Origin of the sequence: Granulimonas faecalis, assembly GCF_022834715.1 — a bacterium.
Taxonomy (GTDB): domain Bacteria; phylum Actinomycetota; class Coriobacteriia; order Coriobacteriales; family Atopobiaceae; genus Granulimonas; species Granulimonas faecalis.
In genome coordinates, this window is the sequence record NZ_BQKC01000001.1 from 164,978 (window position 1) to 181,017 (window position 16,040).

Here is a 16,040-nt window from a genome sequence, read left to right on the forward strand (position 1 = left end):
CAGCAGCCGTGGCCGGCCGGGGTGCCGGCCACGGGCAGGGGGGTCCCATGAGAAGGTTCGTTATCGCATCCCATGCCCACTTCGCCCAGGGAATCGCCGAGGCCCTGGCCTTCCTTGTCGGGGAGCGCGAGGACCTCACGACGGCGTGCCTGTTCGTCGACGGCAACGACGACGTGGCAGCGGTGGCGGCGGAGGCCGTGGGCGACGGGGACGACGAGGTCGTGGTGTGCTGCGACATCCTCGGGGGGTCGGTGTGCAACGAGTTCACCAAGCTCCTTGCCGGGCACCCCAACCTCCATGTGGTGGCCAACATGAGCCTCCCGCTCCTGATCTCCCTGCTCTTCTCCGACTCGGCCGAGCCGGTGGGAGAGGTGGTGCGCCGGGCCGTGACCTCGCCGGATACGGCACCCAAGTACGTGAACGACCTCGTGGCGTTCGAGGGCGCCGAGGAGGAGGAGTTCTGAGAACGGCCTCGAGGCCGGGACCGCACGTCCGTCCGTTCGTCTCTAGTTCCTGGGGGTATCAACTATGATTCTTTTGCTGAGGGTCGACCACCGGTTGCTCCATGGGCAGGTCGCCGTGTCGTGGTGTCAGGGGCTGGGCGCCAACTGCGTCTTCTGCGTCGGGGACCACGTCGCCAACGATCCCGTGTGGAAGACCACGTTAAAGCTGGGCAAGCCCGCGGGCTGCAAGCTCGTCATCAAGGACATGGACCATGCCGTCGAGGCCATCAACTCCGGCGTCACCGACAAGTACCGCATGGTCGTCAGCGTGCAGACCATCGCCGAGGCCAAGGAGCTGGCCGACCGCTGCCCGGTGGTGACCAGCATCAACCTCGGCAACACCAAGGCGAGCCCCACGACCCGGGAGGTCTCCCGCCAAGTCTTCCTCGAGCCCGAGGAGGAGGCCATGATCCGCGAGCTCGTCGACCGCGGCGTCGAGGTGGAGATCAGGCCCCTGGCCGACGACCCCAAGGTCGACGCCGCCTCCGTGCTCTGAGGCCACTCCTTTGCATCCACTCCACAGATTGGCGGAACCATGATCGTACAAGCCGTGCTCGTCGGCCTCATCGGGGCCCTCGGGTGTCTCGACTACCAGTTGGGAACGCTCTACATGTTCAGGCCCATCGTCATGTGCCCCCTCGTGGGCCTTGCCCTGGGTGACCTCCAGACCGGCCTCGCCGTGGGCGCCAGCCTCGAGTTGCTGTTCATGGGGTCCATCTCCATCGGCGCCTACGTGCCGCCCAACGAGACCATCGGCGGCGTGCTGGCCTGCGCGTTCGCCATCTCGCTCGGCGAGGGGACCGAGGCGGCCATCGCCCTGGCGATGCCCATCGCGGTGCTCTCCCTGGCCATCGGCAACCTGCTCCAGCCCATCTGGCCCTTCTTCGTCGACAAGGCCGACGCCTTTGCCAAGAAGGGGGACCTCAGGGGCATCTACGCGCTGCACTGGGGTATCGGCCTGTGGGGCTGCGTCGAGTACTTCCTGCTTTGCGGGGGCGCCTTTCTCCTCGGCGTGGACGCCGTGCAAGGCATCCTCGATTGGATCCCCAGCTTCATCCTCGACGGCTTCGGAGTGGCCGCGAACCTTCTGCCGGCCATGGGCTTCGCCATGCTCGGCCGCCTCGTGATCACGAAGAAGCTCGTCCCCTTCTACTTCCTGGGTTTCCTGCTCTGCAGCTACATGGGGGTGCCGGTCCTGGGCGTGGCCATCCTCGCCATCATCATCGGCATCGAAAAGTTCGACCTTATCAATATGAACACGGGCGCCCAGATGGCCCTCGAGGGGGATGACGACGATGACTTCTGATGCGATGAACCTCGGCGCCACCGGCGCGACGGTCGAGGACGACGGCAAGATCACCCACAGGGACCTCGTCAAGTCGGCCCTGGGTGTGGGGTCCCTGGGCATGGAGTTCTCCTGGACCTACTACAAGCAGATGAACATCGCCTTCTGCCTGATGATCGCCAATATGCTCAAGAAGATCTACCGTGACGACCCCGAGGGCTACAAGGCCGCCCTCGAGCGGCACCTCGCCTTCTTCAACATCACGGTGCAGTTCGCCCCCTTCGTGGGCGGCGTGGCCATCTCCATGGAGGAACGCGTGGCCAGGGGCGAGATCGACCCGGAGTCGGTGAACGACGTCAAGGCGGCGCTCATGGGCCCGCTCTCCGGCATCGGTGACTCCATCTTCCTTGCCACCATCCGCGTCATCGCCGCCGCTGTGGGCATCGCCCTCTGTCAGGCGGGCAACCCCTTCGGCCCCATCGCCTTCCTGCTCATCTACAACGTCCCCGGCTTCTGGCTGAGGGTCTGGGGCGTCCAGAAGGGCTACGACCTCGGCGTGGACTTCCTCGCCAAGACCCAGGAGAACGGCCTCATGACCAAGGTGATGACGGCCGTGTCCATCGTGGGCGTCATGGTGGTGGGCGCCATGAGCGTGGACATGTTCTGGGCGTCCATCCCCATCGAGATCGGCGTGGGCGAGAACGTGCAGACGGTCCAGGACATCCTCGACGGCATCATGCCGGGCATGTTGGGCATGGCCGCGTTCTGGCTCTACTACTGGCTTCTCTCCAAGAAGATCAGCCCCTCCTGGCTCATCGTCGGTTCGATGCTGCTCGGCGTGGTGGGCGTCTACTTCGGGTTCTTGGCATAGCCCCCCAGGACGGGCGGCGGTCGGCTGGGGCCGGCCGCCGCCCTTTTTGCCGAAACGGGCCGCAGGGATGCGGCCTACGGGTTGCGGGACACCGCGGAAAGGGGCGCCTCTGCGCCGCGTGATATGAGATGAGAAGAACCGTCGACGGCACCACGGCGGAGCACCGCCTCTCGAGGGCGGAGGTCGACCTGATCTGGATCGAGTCGCTCCAGTGGTGCGCCAACAACGCCGTCTACTTCCTGGGGCTCATCGGTGCCGCCACCTACGATCTCGCCGGCGGGGCGTTCCTCGTCGCCGCTGTCACCCTCGTGCGAAACCTCTGCGTCTCGGCGGGCAACGCCTTGGCGGGGCCGGCCATCGACCGGGTCGGGCCGCGCCGGGTGGCCATGGTCACGGTGGCCGCGGCGGCGGTGTCGAGCCTCGTGATGGGCGTGGTGCCCATCAGTGTGCCATCCCTTGTCTTCGCGGCGGTCTTCCTCGGGCTCTGCGGCGGGTTTCTCAACACCACCACCCATGCGTACCCCGGCTACCTCCAGCCGGACGAGCACGGTAGGCAGCGGCTTAATGGCCTGCTGGTGTTCTACAGTAACATCGCCTTCACCTTGGGCCCGGTTGCGGGAGGGCTTCTAGTGGGCGTGCTCCCCACCAACTCGGTCTACCTGTTCATGGCGGCCGTCATGGCCGTGACCTTCCTGTTCGCCCGCGACTGCCGGGAGCGGGTGAGGCCCGCCGGGAACGGCGACGCGCCTGCGGGCGTGGTCTCCGGCATGATGGAGGGTGCGCGCATCACCTTCTCCAACCACGACCTGCTCATCATCTTCGTCTCCGGGTTCCTGGGGTTCTTCGCCTTCGGCGCCTTCGACTCGCTCGAGTCGCTTTTCTACCGCGACGTGCTGCGGGTCGACATCGTGTGGCTGGGTTGGCTCTCCGCCGTGGTGGGCCTCACCTCGTCGGTGGGCGCGTGGGTCCTCACCCGCGTCCCCTCCTCCCGGGTCGACCTCGGGCTGTTGCTGGAGTCGCTCTTAGCGGTGGGTGTGGGGTCCATGGTCTACGTGGGGACCGACATTCTGTGGGTGGCCGTCCTCGGTCAGGCCGTCAACGGGTTCGCCTGGGGCTTCCTGGAGCCGGTGCAGATGACTCTGGTGCAGCAGGAGACGCCCATCGCCTCCCTTGGCCGCGTCATGGGATTCGTGCGCTTCGGCCTCATGAGCGCCGGCGTGCTGCCCCTGCTGGCGGCCCCGTTCCTGGCAGACGCCTTCGGCGTCCAACCGGTGCTCTTCGGGGCGTCGTGCGTCATCGCGGTGGTGGGTGCGGCGTTCTGCCTGTGGTGGCGCTTCGGCCGGGAGAGGTGACCCAGGGGCGGTGCCCGGTGCCGGCCTGCCGCGCGCGAGAGCGGTGCCTGACCCATCTGTCACACGCGTCCCGTTGTGGGGGCCATCCGGGAGGGCTATCGTTCTGGGGATGCCCACAGACGGGAGGCCGTATGGCGCTGTTCGATGCGGAGCACCTCAGCACGACCTACATGAGCCGGGGAGAGCCGCACGCGCCCTTCGACGACGTGTCGTTCGAGCTCTCGGCCGGCGGTGTCTACGACCTCACCGGTCCCTCGGGATCGGGCAAGACCACGCTGCTCAGGGTGTGTGCCCGCATGCTGCCGAGAACCTCCGGCACCCTCAGGATCGAGGGTGCGGATGCCGGGTCGATGCCCCCGGCCCAGTGGCGCCGGCGGGTGTGCCTCGTCCCCCAGCAGTGCACGCTCGTGCCCGGGACCGTGGGCGACAACCTGCGCCTCCCTTGGACACTCAGGATCAACGCCGGCTCCAGGCCGCCGGATGACGCGGAGCTCGCCCGCCTTCTCCGCGCCGTGGAGTTGGGCGACGTCGGGTGCGGCACGGACGCCTCCCAGCTCTCCGGCGGCCAGCAGGCCCGCGTGGCGCTGCTCCGGGCCTTCGCCACGCGCCCGCGGGTGCTCCTCCTCGACGAGGTGGACGCCGCGCTGGACGACGACTCCGCCATGGCCGTGGGCCGGCTCTGCCGCTCCCTGGCTGCCGAGGAGGGCTGTGCGGTGCTGCGCATCCGCCACCGGCCGCCCGACGGCATGGCCGACGCCGTGTTCGTGCTCGCCGACGGCGTCATCGACCGCACCGAGACCGGGGGAGGGGATGCGTCATGACCGGGGGAGTCGTCGACATCGGGTACCCGGAGCTGCTCATGGCCGTGGCGCTCATGGGCGTGGACCTCGTCGTGTCGTGGAGGCTGCGCCTGGGGCTCGTGAGGTCCATCGCCGTGTCCACGGCGCGGCTCCTCGTGCAGCTGCTGGCCCTCGGGTTCGTGCTCGGTTACCTGTTCCGATACCAGACGGTGTGGTGGGTGGCCCTCGCCGTGGCCGTGATGTCGCTGGCTGCCACGCAGATTGCCTGCGACCGCACGCGCAAGACGGTGCGTGGGGTCGCCCCGAGCGTGTTCGTCTCGATCTTCGTGCCGTCGGTCTCCGTGGCCCTCGTGGTGGTGGACGGCGTCATCGGGGCCCAGCCGTGGTGGAACGCGCAGCAGCTCGTGCCCATCCTCGGCATGGTGATGGGAAACGCGCTCTCGTCGGTCTCCGTGGCCATCGAGCGGCTCTTCTCCAGCATGGACGCCCGGAGCCAGGAGATGTACGCCATGGTGGCCCTCGGCGCCACGCCGCGGGAGGCCGCCTTCCCGTCCATCAAGGCCGCGGTCTCCGCCGGCATGGCACCCACGCTCGCCACCATGTGCGCTGCGGGTATCGTGCAGATCCCGGGGATGATGAGCGGTCAGATCCTGGCGGGCGCCGACCCGATGATCGCCGCCAAATACCAGGTGGTGGTGCTCCTCATGGTCAGCGCGGCCGGCACCGCAGCCATCGTGTGCGCCTGCTACCTGGCTTACCGCCGTCGGTTCACCGACGAGGGCTACTACCTGGAGCCGGGCCTGCGCGACGAGCTCTCCCCTAGGCGCTGACGTGTGACAGCGGTGCCTGGCCCATCTGTCACCTTGCCTATTGACTGATTGATGCTGAGGCGGCACATCGCGCCTCGTGATCGCCTCCTGCCCGTCCGGAACCGGTTCCGGACGGGCAGGAGGCCTCGATTGGTCAACCAGGCTGCTGGCCTCGGCGAGTGGCGACGTAACGTTGGTTCTTGCTCCGCGGTTTGTCGGGGAGGGTCCTCAGGAGGAGGCCGCGGTCTGCCATCGGATTGAGGTAGTACGAGGCGACGTACGCCTTGCTGGTATCGAAATGCTCGGCGACCTCCTCGCGGCTGCGGGGTATGCGGCAAAAGGCGATGACAGCCTCCTCGGAGAGAGGCTCGCCCTCGCCCTCCCTCTCGCGTGTCGACGCATCTCCGTAGACGGTGACACGAAACTCCCCCCGCCGGTCTTCGAAAACCGGTGGAAGGAGGTCGGCCCTTTCGCATTCGTCGCGGATGACGGGGATGCCCGAGTGGCGGTTCTCGGCAACTCCTTGAATCTCAAGAATCGAGACGAGGGTCGGGTTGCGCGTCTGCATGTTCGAGACGCCCAGTTCTTCCACGCTCTGACCGCCGTAGATTCCCCCAGGGTTCGAGCACTCGATCCTATCGGAGTAGATCGTGAGGCGCGTGGGCGTGCCGTTGTTGTAAGGGCCATAGTCACGGTGCATCAGGGAGTTCGTCACTATCTCGCGAATCGCTCGCTCGGGATATTGAGGAACATCTTTCCGGATGGCTCCCATGATCACGGAGCGCGTCTTCGTATTGCGTGCGACAAACGCCATGGTGTCCTCCACAATCTCGTCGATCGTGCCGTCCATGGTCTTGTTGTCCAAAAAGCGGTTCCCCACCTCGTCCTGAGAGATCGAGGGCCCTGCGACGGCGATCGCCGTGAGACATAGGTTGGGATATTCCTGCTGAGGGTAGTCGCCAAGGGTCATGATTCCGGCCAAAGTGGGCTTTCCCCCTACGACAGCGCCCGTGAGGGCGAGGACCTCTTCTTGGCTCCGTTCGGAAAGTCGCATCCTGTTCTTCTGGGCGGCGGAGACGAATGCGGCCGTCTTGGAGTTGTCTAGCAGGTCTGCGGAGGATCCCTCGGGAATCATACGGTCGGAGCGGGTGCCGTTTTTGAAGGCCTCGATCTCGTAAAGTTCCTGCGGGCTCATGTGGATGTCCTGGTCACCCGCACGAATATAGGAGCCCTTGGTGATGCCTGCGGTCGTGCGGTAGGCGGGGCGCCTCCCCATGGGCAGGCCTTCGATGATGGCGCCTACGATAACGGCGCCGTCTCGTTCGGCTAGGGCGAAGGTCGGGCGCAGCTCGGGAGTCATCTCCTTGCACTGTTCGACGATGTCCCGTTGCACCTTCTGCGCGTCAAAGACACCAACGGGGGCGAAGCCCTTCCCCTCGTCGATCCCGCAGAGGATGATTCCGCCTTCGGTTTGGTTGGCGAAGCTCGAGAGTGTTTCGTACAGTTTGGGGGTGCCGCCTCGCGCGGCCTTCACCTCGACGGTCTGTCCCTCGCATTGGAGGGAGGTCACACGGTCCACGGCGGCTTCGACAGTTTGGTCCATAGGTTCCTCGCGATACTTCGCATACTCTTTTCTGATATGAGAAGATTATGGCAGAAACTGCTATTTGTCCGCTAAATATAAGAAGAACATCGCAGATTTCTGCGATGTTCTTCTTATATCAGAAAAGAATGGCAAAAACGCTCCTTGGTCGACGAGGTGCCTGGGAAAAGGGCCGGACTTTATTGGTGTGGGGTCTAGGGTCTGGAATCCCATACGGCCGACCCTTCCCGGGGCCGGTTCCGGGAAGGCTGAGGTGCCCCGATGGGCCCTGCGGGCGTCCCCGGCCCGCCCGCAACCGGTTCCGGGCGGGCGGTTTTCAAAAGAGGAGAAACCAACCCCGCCCGCAATCAGCTCCGGGCGGGAAAACCGTCCCAAAACCCACTCCGGTCGCCCGAATAACATTCAATTGGGAAACTACCGGCGCCCGGAACCGGTTCTGGGCGCCCGGACGCCCGGCCTCGCGCCCTGCCCCCGCAACCCGCTTCCCCGCACGACAAGAAACCGGGGCCGGGCGACGCATCCGCCGCCCGGCCCCAGCCGATCCGCCGATTAAAGCCGGCCCGTCCGGCTACTCGCAGCAGTCCTCGCCCAAGGCGTAGCGGCCCAGGGCGTCGGCGCCGAGGATGGCGCTCTCCACCATGTCCACGGTCACCTCGAAGGGCATGTTGCCCATGGTGTCGCCGGGGGCGCAGGCGGCCTCGGCCACGGCGCGGACCTTCTCGGGCGTGACGTCGGTGACGCCGATCTGCGCCAGGGTCACGGGCAGGCCCACCTCGCAGCAGAATCCGATGACCTCGTCCAGCTGCTCGGACGGCGCGTCCTCCAGCACCAGCTGCACGAGGGTGCCAAAGGCCACCTTCTCGCCGTGGTACATGCCATGGGTCTCGGGCAGCTGCGTGAGGCCGTTGTGCACGGCGTGGGCGCAGGCGAGGCCGCACGACTCGAAGCCGATGCCGCTGAGCAGCGTGTTGGCTTCAACGATATGCTCCACGGCCTTGGTGGCGGCGCCGGCCTCGAGGGCCACCTTGGCCTTCACGCCGTCGGCCATGAGGGTCCTGTAGCAGAGCTCGGCCAGGGCAAGGGCCGCCATGGTGGACTTGCCGCCGGCACAGGTGCCGGCGTCGGCGTCCACGCAGGCCTTGGCCTCGAACCAGGTGGCCAGGGCGTCGCCCATGCCGGAGACCGTGAGGCGCACGGGTGAGGCCGCGATCACCGTGGTGTCCATGAGGACGATGTTGGGGTTGGACGGCAGGAACAGGTACTCGTCGAAGGCGCCGTCGTCGGTGTAGAGGACCGAGAGGGCCGAGCAGGGCGCGTCGGAGGAGGCGATGGTGGGGCAGATCACCACGGGCGCGCCCTCGTAGAAGGCCACGGCTTTGGCGGTGTCGAGCACCTTGCCTCCGCCCACGCCCACGACCACGTCGCAGCCCTGCCCAGCCACGACGCCGCGGATGCGCTCCACCTCGCCCTTGCTGCACTCGCCGTTGAAGTCCTCGAAGACCACGGTGGCGTCCGCGGTCTCGAAGCCGCCGGCGATCTTGTCGCCCACGCGCCTCTTGCCGCTGGGGCTGCAGATGACGAGGGCCTTGGAGCCGAGCGGCGTCACGTAGGTGCCCAGGTTGGCGAGCTCGTCGGGACCCTGGATGTACTTGCTGGGGCTGTTGTAGATCTTGGCCATGGATAGCTTCTTTCTGAATGGTATTTACCTACGTTCGATATGGTAATGGATTTCAAGTGACGTTAATGACACGGAGGCGAGGGTGCACAATAGGGGTGTAGCCGACAAGGGGAGGTACGCGATGGCCGGGCGCAGGAACTGGACCGAGCAGGAGTATCTGGCCGCGCTGGTGCTCTACCTCACGGTGCCTTCGGGGCGTCATGACAGCAGGAACCCGCGGGTCAGAGAGCTTGCGGAGGCCATGGGCCGCACATCGGGGTCCGTGGTCATGCGTCTCGCGAACTTCCGCGCCTGCGACCCCAACGCGGGCACCGTCGGCCTCACCCATATCTCCCAGGGGGATGTGGCCCTCTGGGAGCGGTACCTTTCGGACCCCGAGGGTACCGTGGAGGCGGCCGTCGGTGCCTTCGACGCGGTGATGGGATCGGCGGGCCTCGACGGCGAGTCGTCGGTGGAGGACGTGCTCGTGGCCGACGACCTCGTGCTCCCCCAGGTCACCACGCGCGAGGCCGTGGTGAGCCAGCGCGTCAATCAGAGCTACTTTCGCAACGCGCTGCTCGACAACTACGGGGAGCGCTGCTGCGTGACGGGCATCTCGGTGCCGAGCCTGCTGGTGGCGAGCCATATCAAGCCGTGGGCGGCGTCGGAGGGGCCCGAGGAGCGCCTGACCGCGGCCAACGGCCTGCTGCTCAACGCGCTGCACGATCGCGCCTTCGACCAGGGGTACCTGACGCTGGGCTTCGACGGTCGCATGCGGGTCTCGTCCAAGCTGCCCCACGGCGGAGGCAACGACATCCTATGGCGCTGCGACGGGCTCGCCGTCGCCCGTCCCAAGCGCCTGCCTCCGGCCCGCGAGTTCGTGGAATATCACCAAGACGTTGTCTTCAAGGGCTGAGATGTGACGTTTCCCCTGGTATCTCCCAATGCAAGAAAGACGCGGCATCACCCAGGCTACGGTCTTGCCGGAGGTGGGGACTGTGGCTGACGATGAGCGCGACCGGTCCGGGGGAGTCTATCTGAGCCGGGTCACCTGGCCGGCCGCAGAGGGCGTGGACGAGGGTCGCTTCCTCGTGCACGGGGCCGACGCCGCGGCGTTCTTCCGTGCCCCCGCACGAGGAATCCTCTCGTGGGGCGCCGAGCCGATGCCCTTCAAGGCGCATGCCGTCGAGGGCGGGGCCGTCCTCTCGGGTCCGGCCGTCGAGGCGGCTGCCGGCGAGCTGGCCGGTGTCGGCTCCCTCGCATTGTTCCGTCATATCGGCGACGGCCGTTATGAGGGACGCGTCCTGCACCGTGACGATGAGATCGAGGCCGCCAGCGAGACAAGCGGCATGGGCCCGGTGCGGACATCGTGGTGGATGAGAATAACTTGATCCCTCTTCCTCCCTGTGGGATTGTTGCCACAGGAGGTCGCCATGAGTATGCCTGCCCAGCGTATAGACGCAACTATCGCCGAGGACATCTCGGCATCGGCCGCCACCGCCCTCGTTGACTGGACGGTCATGTCTAGGGAGGAGCTGCGTCCCCGGCTGCTTGTAAACAACCACAAGGCCGGGGAGAAGGTGCTCGCGCATCTGCTTCGCGAGCTCAGAGGATGTGACTCGTTCGACTTTTCCGTGGCGTTCGTTCGGGAAAGCGGTCTGATCCTCATCGCCGACGTCCTCGAGGAGCTCGCCGCCCGCGGAGTCCGTGGACGCATCCTGACAGGTACATATCTCACGTTTAACGAGCCTCGTGCATTTCGGCGGCTACTCGCTATGGAGAACGTGGATGTGCGCGTCTTCAACGGGAGCCTTCACTCCAAGGGTTATTTCTTCCATCATGCCGGATCCACCCACTTGATCGTCGGTAGCGCGAATCTTACGGACACCGCACTCACGGCCAATCAGGAATGGAACATTGCCCTCTCGTCGACTGACGACGGCGATCTGGTGCGCAGCTCTCGCCGGGAGTTCGAGCGTCTCTGGCATCACGAGAAGACCTCCGAGCTTTCGGAGGGATGGATCGAGGAGTACGAGCGCTTCTATCGAGAGCGGCAAAGGGTTCAGGCAGCCTCGTTCACGCAGACCCTCGATGGGTCCATGGTGGCGCCGAACGCCATGCAGGAGCGCGCCCTTCTCGGCATCGACGAGGTACGACGGCATGGTGGTGATAAGGCGCTTGTGGTCTCTGCAACGGGAACGGGCAAGACCTACCTCGCGGCGTTTGACGTTCGGGCGTGTCGGCCGCGACGTATGCTTTTCGTGGTACACCGCGAGCGAATCGCGCGGGCGGCTATGGAGAGCTTCAGGCGCGTTTTGCCCAAGGGCACGACCATGGGGCTTTATGCGGGCGGGGAGCGCACGCCCGATGCCGATTGCGTCTTTGCCACCGTCCAGACTCTTTCGCGACCCGATCATCTGAACTGCTTTGCCCCCGATGCATTCGATTACATCGTCATCGACGAGGTGCATCGTGCCGGAGCGGCATCCTACCGACGGCTTCTCGACCACTTTGACCCGGCCTTCCTGCTGGGGATGAGCGCCACGCCCGAACGCATGGACGGGTTCGACATCTATGCGCTGTTCGACCACAACATCGCGTACGAGATCCACCTGCAGGATGCCCTCGAGTACGACCTGCTGACCCCGTTCCATTACTTCGGGGTTGCGGATGTGGAGGTCGATGGTCAGCCCCTCGAGGAGAAGGCCGACTTCTCGCGTCTTGTGGCAGATGAGCGCATGAGGCATCTGGCCGAGGCCGTGGAGCGCTACGGCTATTCCGGCGACAAGGTGCGCGGCCTCGTCTTTTGCTCGCGTAACGACGAGGCGGCCGCGATGGCTGAGCGGTTCTGCGATATGGGCTATCGTGCCATGGCCCTTTCGGGTTCCACTTCCGACGGTGAGCGTGAGCGGGCCATCGAGCGCCTCGAGATGGAGGAGTGCCCCGAGGCCCTTGACTACCTGTTCACGGTGGACATCTTCAACGAGGGTGTGGATATCCCCGCAGTCAACCAAGTGGTTATGTTGCGACCCACCCAGTCGGCCATTGTTTTCGTGCAGCAGCTGGGACGAGGCCTCCGTCGTGCAGAAGGCAAGGATTACGTGGTCGTCATAGATTTCATTGGGAACTACCAGGGGAATTACCTGATTCCCATAGCCTTGTTCGGTGACAGGACCGGGGCCCGCGAAAGACTCCGGCGCCTGGTTTCCGGTGGCTCCGCGGAACTGCCCGGTGCGTCTACGGTGACGTTCGACTCGGTGGCTGCCAAGACGGTCATAGCGGCGGTCAACCAGTCGAACATGACAAGGGTGGGAGAACTCAAGCGTGCCTATCGGGAGGTCAAGGCCAAGGTGGGTAAGGTGCCGACTCTCGAGGAGTTCGACCGTCTGGGGTCGCTCGACCCCACATGCTTTTTCGAGTCCTCGTTGGGCAGCTACGACGGCTTCCTCTCGAAGTACGAGCCCGACTACACCGTGCGCTTCTCGGAAGTGCAGCGCGACCTTCTGAGGTTCGCTTCCGTCGAGTTTGGCGCAGGCAAGCGGCTCGCCGAGTTGGCGCTTATCGAGAATCTGCTGGTAAGGTCCAAAGTCACTCTCAACAGTGTCGCCGAGGACCTCCGGGCTGAGGTGGAGGGTTGGGACGATGGCTTCGGGGTGGGGTTGAGTTTCGATTCCTGTCTGATGCAGGTGCGAAACGGCTCCAGCGTTCTCGACCTCTCGTGGTATGAGAAGAAGGACCAGGGCAAGTTCCCGCCCATGGCCGTACTGGACGGCGATGTCGTGAGACGTTCTCCCGAACTAGAGGCGGCCCTGACTCAGCCATGGGCCAGGGAGTTCTTCGGCCAGATGACCGAGTTGACAGCGGTGGCGCGCGGCCTGCATCGACGCGACTACGGCAGCCCGTTCAACGATCGCCCCTTCTGTATCGGTCAGCGGTATACACGAAAGGACGCATGTCGGCTTGCCTGCTGGGAGCAAAACGTCACGGCCCAGAACATCGGCGGGTACCTGTTCAAGGACGACGACTGGCTCGTCTTTGTGACTTACAAGAAGGATGAGGGAATATCCGACACCATCAAGTATCACGATTACTTCGTGAACCGGTCGACACTGCACTGGATGTCAAAGAACCGGCGGACCAGCACGAGCAAAGACGGCGTCAAACTTTCTGCTTTTGACCCTGACGTGACCCGCATCCATCTGTTTGTGAAGAAGGACGACAACGAGGGCACCGACCACTACTATCTGGGCACCATGCGTCCGGGCGAACTCGTGGACTCGTCTCTTCTCGACAAGGGCCAGCCTGTCTCCGTCTTCGAGACCGAGTTTACGCTCGACCATCCTGTGGACCAGGGCATCTACGACTACATCGTGGGGGCTTAGGCAAGGGGTCCTTCGAGTTTCTCGACCACTTCAAGATCGGCGGGCAGCCAGTGTACCGCCTGCAGGTTGTCCTTTTGAACCCAGCGGAGGTGGCTGTGGGCATGGAGATGCAGGGTCCCATCGACGATCCTGCAGGTGAAACACTCCATGGATAGATGGAAGTCGGGGTAGTCGTACTCGACAGTCACGAAGTGGCAGCCGTCTCCCACGGTCACCTCGAGCTCCTCCCGGATCTCGCGGACACAGGCTTCCCACCCGGTTTCTCCCGTCTCGAGTTTGCCGCCGGGGAACTCCCACCCTCCGGCCATGGGGCCGTAGCCGCGCTGGGCTGCAAGGATGCGGTTCCCGTCTACGATGATGGCGGCGGCTACGTGCAGGGTCTTCATGGTCAAGGACGCTCCCTTCGAGACGGACCCGCCCAGGCTACCCCACACCGGCTCGCGATGAAAGATCCTCACTCGGCCGACTGCCCTCGGCGAGCGCCCACGGGGCTGCGCGCCTGAGTGAGTTGGCTTGGGGTCTTCGGTGTGCGGATTTGGCACTCACCGAGCTTCGGTGTGCGGGTTTTCACTCATCGAGACCTCCAAGGGTGCTCACTGAACGCCTCAGCCCACCAAGACCTCCGAGGGCGCGCACCAAAGCGTCTGCCCCTGCCCCCGTTACCGCCCCGCAACGGCCGCGGTGTAGCATCCCTCCAAAGAGAGAGCCCGGCCCGAGGGAGCACCATGATCAACGAGCAGATGTACGCCTACGGCGCCCAGAAGTCCTCCATCCGCGAGATCGCCGCCTGGGGCGCCGCCCGCGCCGCCCAGATCGGCGCCGAGAACGTCTTCGACTTCTCCCTCGGCAACCCCAGCGTCCCCGCCCCGCCGCAGGTAAACGAGGCCATCGTGCGCGCGCTTGCCCTGCCGCCCACGGAGCTCCACGGCTATACCCCCGCCGCCGGCCTGCCCGCCTGCCGCGAGGCCGTGGCCACCTCCCTCAACCGGCGCTTCGGCACCGGTTACGGCCCCGGCGACGTCTTCATGACCGTGGGCGCTGCCGCCTCGCTCTCCTGTACCTTCAAGGCCGTGGTCAACCCCGGCGACGAGGTCATCGTCATCGCGCCGTACTTCCCCGAGTACCGCGTGTGGATCGAGACCTCCGGCGCCACCTGCGTGGAGGTGCCGGCCGACCCGGTCACCTTCGACCTCGACGTCGACGCCGTCGCCGCCGCCCTCACGGCGCGCACCAAGGCCGTGGTCGTCAACTCGCCCAACAACCCCGTGGGCGTGGTCTACGGCACCGAGACGCTCACCCGCCTGGCCGTGGCACTCGAGGAGGCCGAGCGCACGTTCGACACCTCCATCTACCTCGTGTCCGACGAGCCCTACCGCGAGATCGTCTACGGGGCGGAGGTCCCTTGGGTGCCCGGCGTCTACGGCCGCACCGTCGTGTGCTACTCCTACTCCAAGAGCCTGTCTCTGCCCGGCGAGCGCATCGGCTGGGTGCTCGTGCCCGACACCAACCCCGACCACGACGAGCTCGTGGACGCTGTGGCCGGCGCCGCCCGCGCCCTGGGCTTCGTCTGCGCCCCCTCGCTCTTCCAGCGTGTGATCGTGGACTGCGTGGACGTCCCGGCCGACGTCGCCGCCTATGCCGAGAACCGGGCCCTGCTCTGCGAGGGCCTCAAGGCCCTGGGCTACGAGTATGTGGAGCCACAGGGCGCCTTCTACCTGTGGGTAAAGGCGCTGGATCCCGACGCCCAAGCGTTCTTCGAGCGCGCCCGCGAGTTCGAGCTGCTGCCCGTGCCCAGCGACTCCTTCGGCTGCGGCGGTTGGGTGCGCGTGGGCTACTGCGTCTCCCGCGACACCATCGAGAGGTCCATGGCGGCGTGGGAGGCCCTGGCAAAGAGCTACCGTTAGGGGCGCACACGGCAAAACCGCTACCCCCGGGGGCCCTTATGCTTCAGAACCGCTGCGACACCCACACCCACACCGTGTTCTCGCGCCACGCCTTCTCCACAGTGGAAGAGGACGTCCGCGCGGCCGCCGAGGCGGGCCTCGAGCTCCTCGGCATCGCCGACCATCTCTCGGCCATGGTGTCGGCCACGGGAGACGTGCGCGAGTACCAGCACTTCCTCAACATGGGCTGCTGGCCCCGCCGCTGGCACGGGGTGACGCTGCTTCGCGCCGCCGAGGTGGACATCCTCGACGTGGACGGCACCCTCTTTGGCCAGGACGCCATGCTCGAGACCGGCATAACCGAGATGCCCCTGGAGCCCCAGAGCCTCTTCGACCACTGCACCTCCCAGTGCGACTACCTCATCGCCTCCATCCATCACGCCCCTCTCTTCCGCGACCTGCCCGTGGCCCGGGCCACCGACCTCTACCTCAAGGCCCTCTCGCACCCCAAGGTGCTCATGGCCGGGCACATGGGCCGCGCCGGCGTGCCGTTCGACACGACGGCCGTCCTCGAGTACTGCCGGGCCGAGGGCAGGCTGGTGGAGATCAACGAGCACAGCCTGGACTTCTCGCCCAGCGAGGTGCCGGGCCACTGCCGCGAGCTCGCCTGCGCCTGTGCCGAGGCCGGCGTCATGGTGGCTGTGAACACCGACGCCCACATCTCCTGCGACGTGGGCCGCGCCCCAAAGGCCCTGGCCATGCTGGAGGAGGTCCACTTTCCCCAGGAGCTTGTGGCCACGCGCTCGGCGGAGGCGTTCCTCGGCGCCGTGACCCGCGTCGCAGGCCCGGTGGAGGGCCTCTAGGGCAGGTCGTCGGCGCCCGGGCTCCTGTGCCG

General features: G+C 65.9%; 15 protein-coding genes. 12 read left to right on the forward strand and 3 right to left on the reverse strand.

The genetic code is table 11. From position 1 onward, the window contains the following. Window positions 1-47 precede the first annotated feature (47 nt). From OR600_RS00765 to OR600_RS00795, 7 genes are all read left to right on the forward strand, one after another. Window positions 48-464, forward strand: coding sequence for a PTS sugar transporter subunit IIA (locus tag OR600_RS00765; protein WP_204406436.1), 417 nt, complete (start codon window positions 48-50; stop codon window positions 462-464). A gap of 64 nt (window positions 465-528) precedes the next feature. After that, window positions 529-999 carry a PTS sugar transporter subunit IIB gene (locus tag OR600_RS00770; protein ID WP_204406437.1) on the forward strand — a complete coding sequence of 157 codons (471 nt, stop codon included), beginning with the start codon at window positions 529-531 and terminating at the stop codon, window positions 997-999. Window positions 1,000-1,038: 39 nt separating this feature from the next. Beyond that, window positions 1,039-1,809 carry a PTS mannose/fructose/sorbose/N-acetylgalactosamine transporter subunit IIC gene (locus OR600_RS00775; protein ID WP_265590459.1) on the forward strand — a complete coding sequence of 257 codons (771 nt, stop codon included), beginning with the start codon at window positions 1,039-1,041 and terminating at the stop codon, window positions 1,807-1,809. Beyond that, window positions 1,799-2,659 carry a PTS system mannose/fructose/sorbose family transporter subunit IID gene (locus OR600_RS00780; protein WP_265590461.1) on the forward strand — a complete coding sequence of 287 codons (861 nt, stop codon included), beginning with the start codon at window positions 1,799-1,801 and terminating at the stop codon, window positions 2,657-2,659. The genes OR600_RS00775 and OR600_RS00780 overlap by 11 nt, the downstream gene beginning before the upstream one ends. Before the next feature lie 128 nt (window positions 2,660-2,787). Next, window positions 2,788-4,011 carry an MFS transporter gene (locus OR600_RS00785; RefSeq protein WP_265590462.1) on the forward strand — a complete coding sequence of 408 codons (1,224 nt, stop codon included), beginning with the start codon at window positions 2,788-2,790 and terminating at the stop codon, window positions 4,009-4,011. A 131-nt stretch (window positions 4,012-4,142) separates the two neighbouring features. Then, the gene (locus tag OR600_RS00790) at window positions 4,143-4,832 is read left to right on the forward strand and encodes an ABC transporter ATP-binding protein (RefSeq protein WP_265590463.1); all 690 of its coding nucleotides are present in this window, start codon (window positions 4,143-4,145) and stop codon (window positions 4,830-4,832) included. Further along, a complete protein-coding gene (locus OR600_RS00795; RefSeq protein ID WP_204406442.1) occupies window positions 4,829-5,641 on the forward strand; it encodes an ABC transporter permease in 813 nt (270 codons plus the stop codon). The genes OR600_RS00790 and OR600_RS00795 overlap by 4 nt, the downstream gene beginning before the upstream one ends. Before the next feature lie 133 nt (window positions 5,642-5,774). Here OR600_RS00795 and OR600_RS00800 read toward each other — a convergent pair whose 3' ends face one another. After that, a complete protein-coding gene (locus OR600_RS00800) occupies window positions 5,775-7,223 on the reverse strand; it encodes an ATP-binding protein (protein ID WP_204406443.1) in 1,449 nt (482 codons plus the stop codon). Window positions 7,224-7,791: 568 nt separating this feature from the next. Further along, on the reverse strand, window positions 7,792-8,901 hold the full coding sequence (locus OR600_RS00805; protein ID WP_251164228.1) for a glycerol dehydrogenase: 1,110 nt from the start codon (window positions 8,899-8,901) through the stop codon (window positions 7,792-7,794). Window positions 8,902-9,022: 121 nt separating this feature from the next. Here OR600_RS00805 and OR600_RS00810 point away from each other — a divergent pair, with 121 nt between their 5' ends. The 3 genes from OR600_RS00810 to OR600_RS00820 all read left to right on the forward strand — a co-directional run bounded on the left by OR600_RS00810 (window position 9,023) and on the right by OR600_RS00820 (window position 13,262). Then, a complete protein-coding gene (locus tag OR600_RS00810) occupies window positions 9,023-9,796 on the forward strand; it encodes an HNH endonuclease (RefSeq protein ID WP_135978007.1) in 774 nt (257 codons plus the stop codon). A gap of 82 nt (window positions 9,797-9,878) precedes the next feature. Beyond that, window positions 9,879-10,271, forward strand: coding sequence for a hypothetical protein (locus OR600_RS00815; protein ID WP_204829137.1), 393 nt, complete (start codon window positions 9,879-9,881; stop codon window positions 10,269-10,271). Window positions 10,272-10,313: 42 nt separating this feature from the next. Next, window positions 10,314-13,262 carry a DEAD/DEAH box helicase gene (locus OR600_RS00820; RefSeq protein WP_251173412.1) on the forward strand — a complete coding sequence of 983 codons (2,949 nt, stop codon included), beginning with the start codon at window positions 10,314-10,316 and terminating at the stop codon, window positions 13,260-13,262. On the opposite strand, the gene OR600_RS00825 is transcribed toward OR600_RS00820, so the two are convergent. Beyond that, window positions 13,259-13,648, reverse strand: a complete 390-nt coding sequence (locus OR600_RS00825) for a (deoxy)nucleoside triphosphate pyrophosphohydrolase (RefSeq protein WP_135978069.1) — start codon at window positions 13,646-13,648, stop codon at window positions 13,259-13,261. The genes OR600_RS00820 and OR600_RS00825 overlap by 4 nt on opposite strands. 339 nt (window positions 13,649-13,987) lie before the next feature. Here OR600_RS00825 and OR600_RS00830 point away from each other — a divergent pair, with 339 nt between their 5' ends. Both OR600_RS00830 and OR600_RS00835 read left to right on the forward strand, forming a co-directional pair. Next, a complete protein-coding gene (locus OR600_RS00830) occupies window positions 13,988-15,166 on the forward strand; it encodes a pyridoxal phosphate-dependent aminotransferase (RefSeq protein ID WP_251173413.1) in 1,179 nt (392 codons plus the stop codon). Between the two features lie 38 nt (window positions 15,167-15,204). Beyond that, window positions 15,205-16,008, forward strand: coding sequence for a PHP domain-containing protein (locus tag OR600_RS00835; protein WP_251173414.1), 804 nt, complete (start codon window positions 15,205-15,207; stop codon window positions 16,006-16,008). Window positions 16,009-16,040 lie beyond the last annotated feature (32 nt).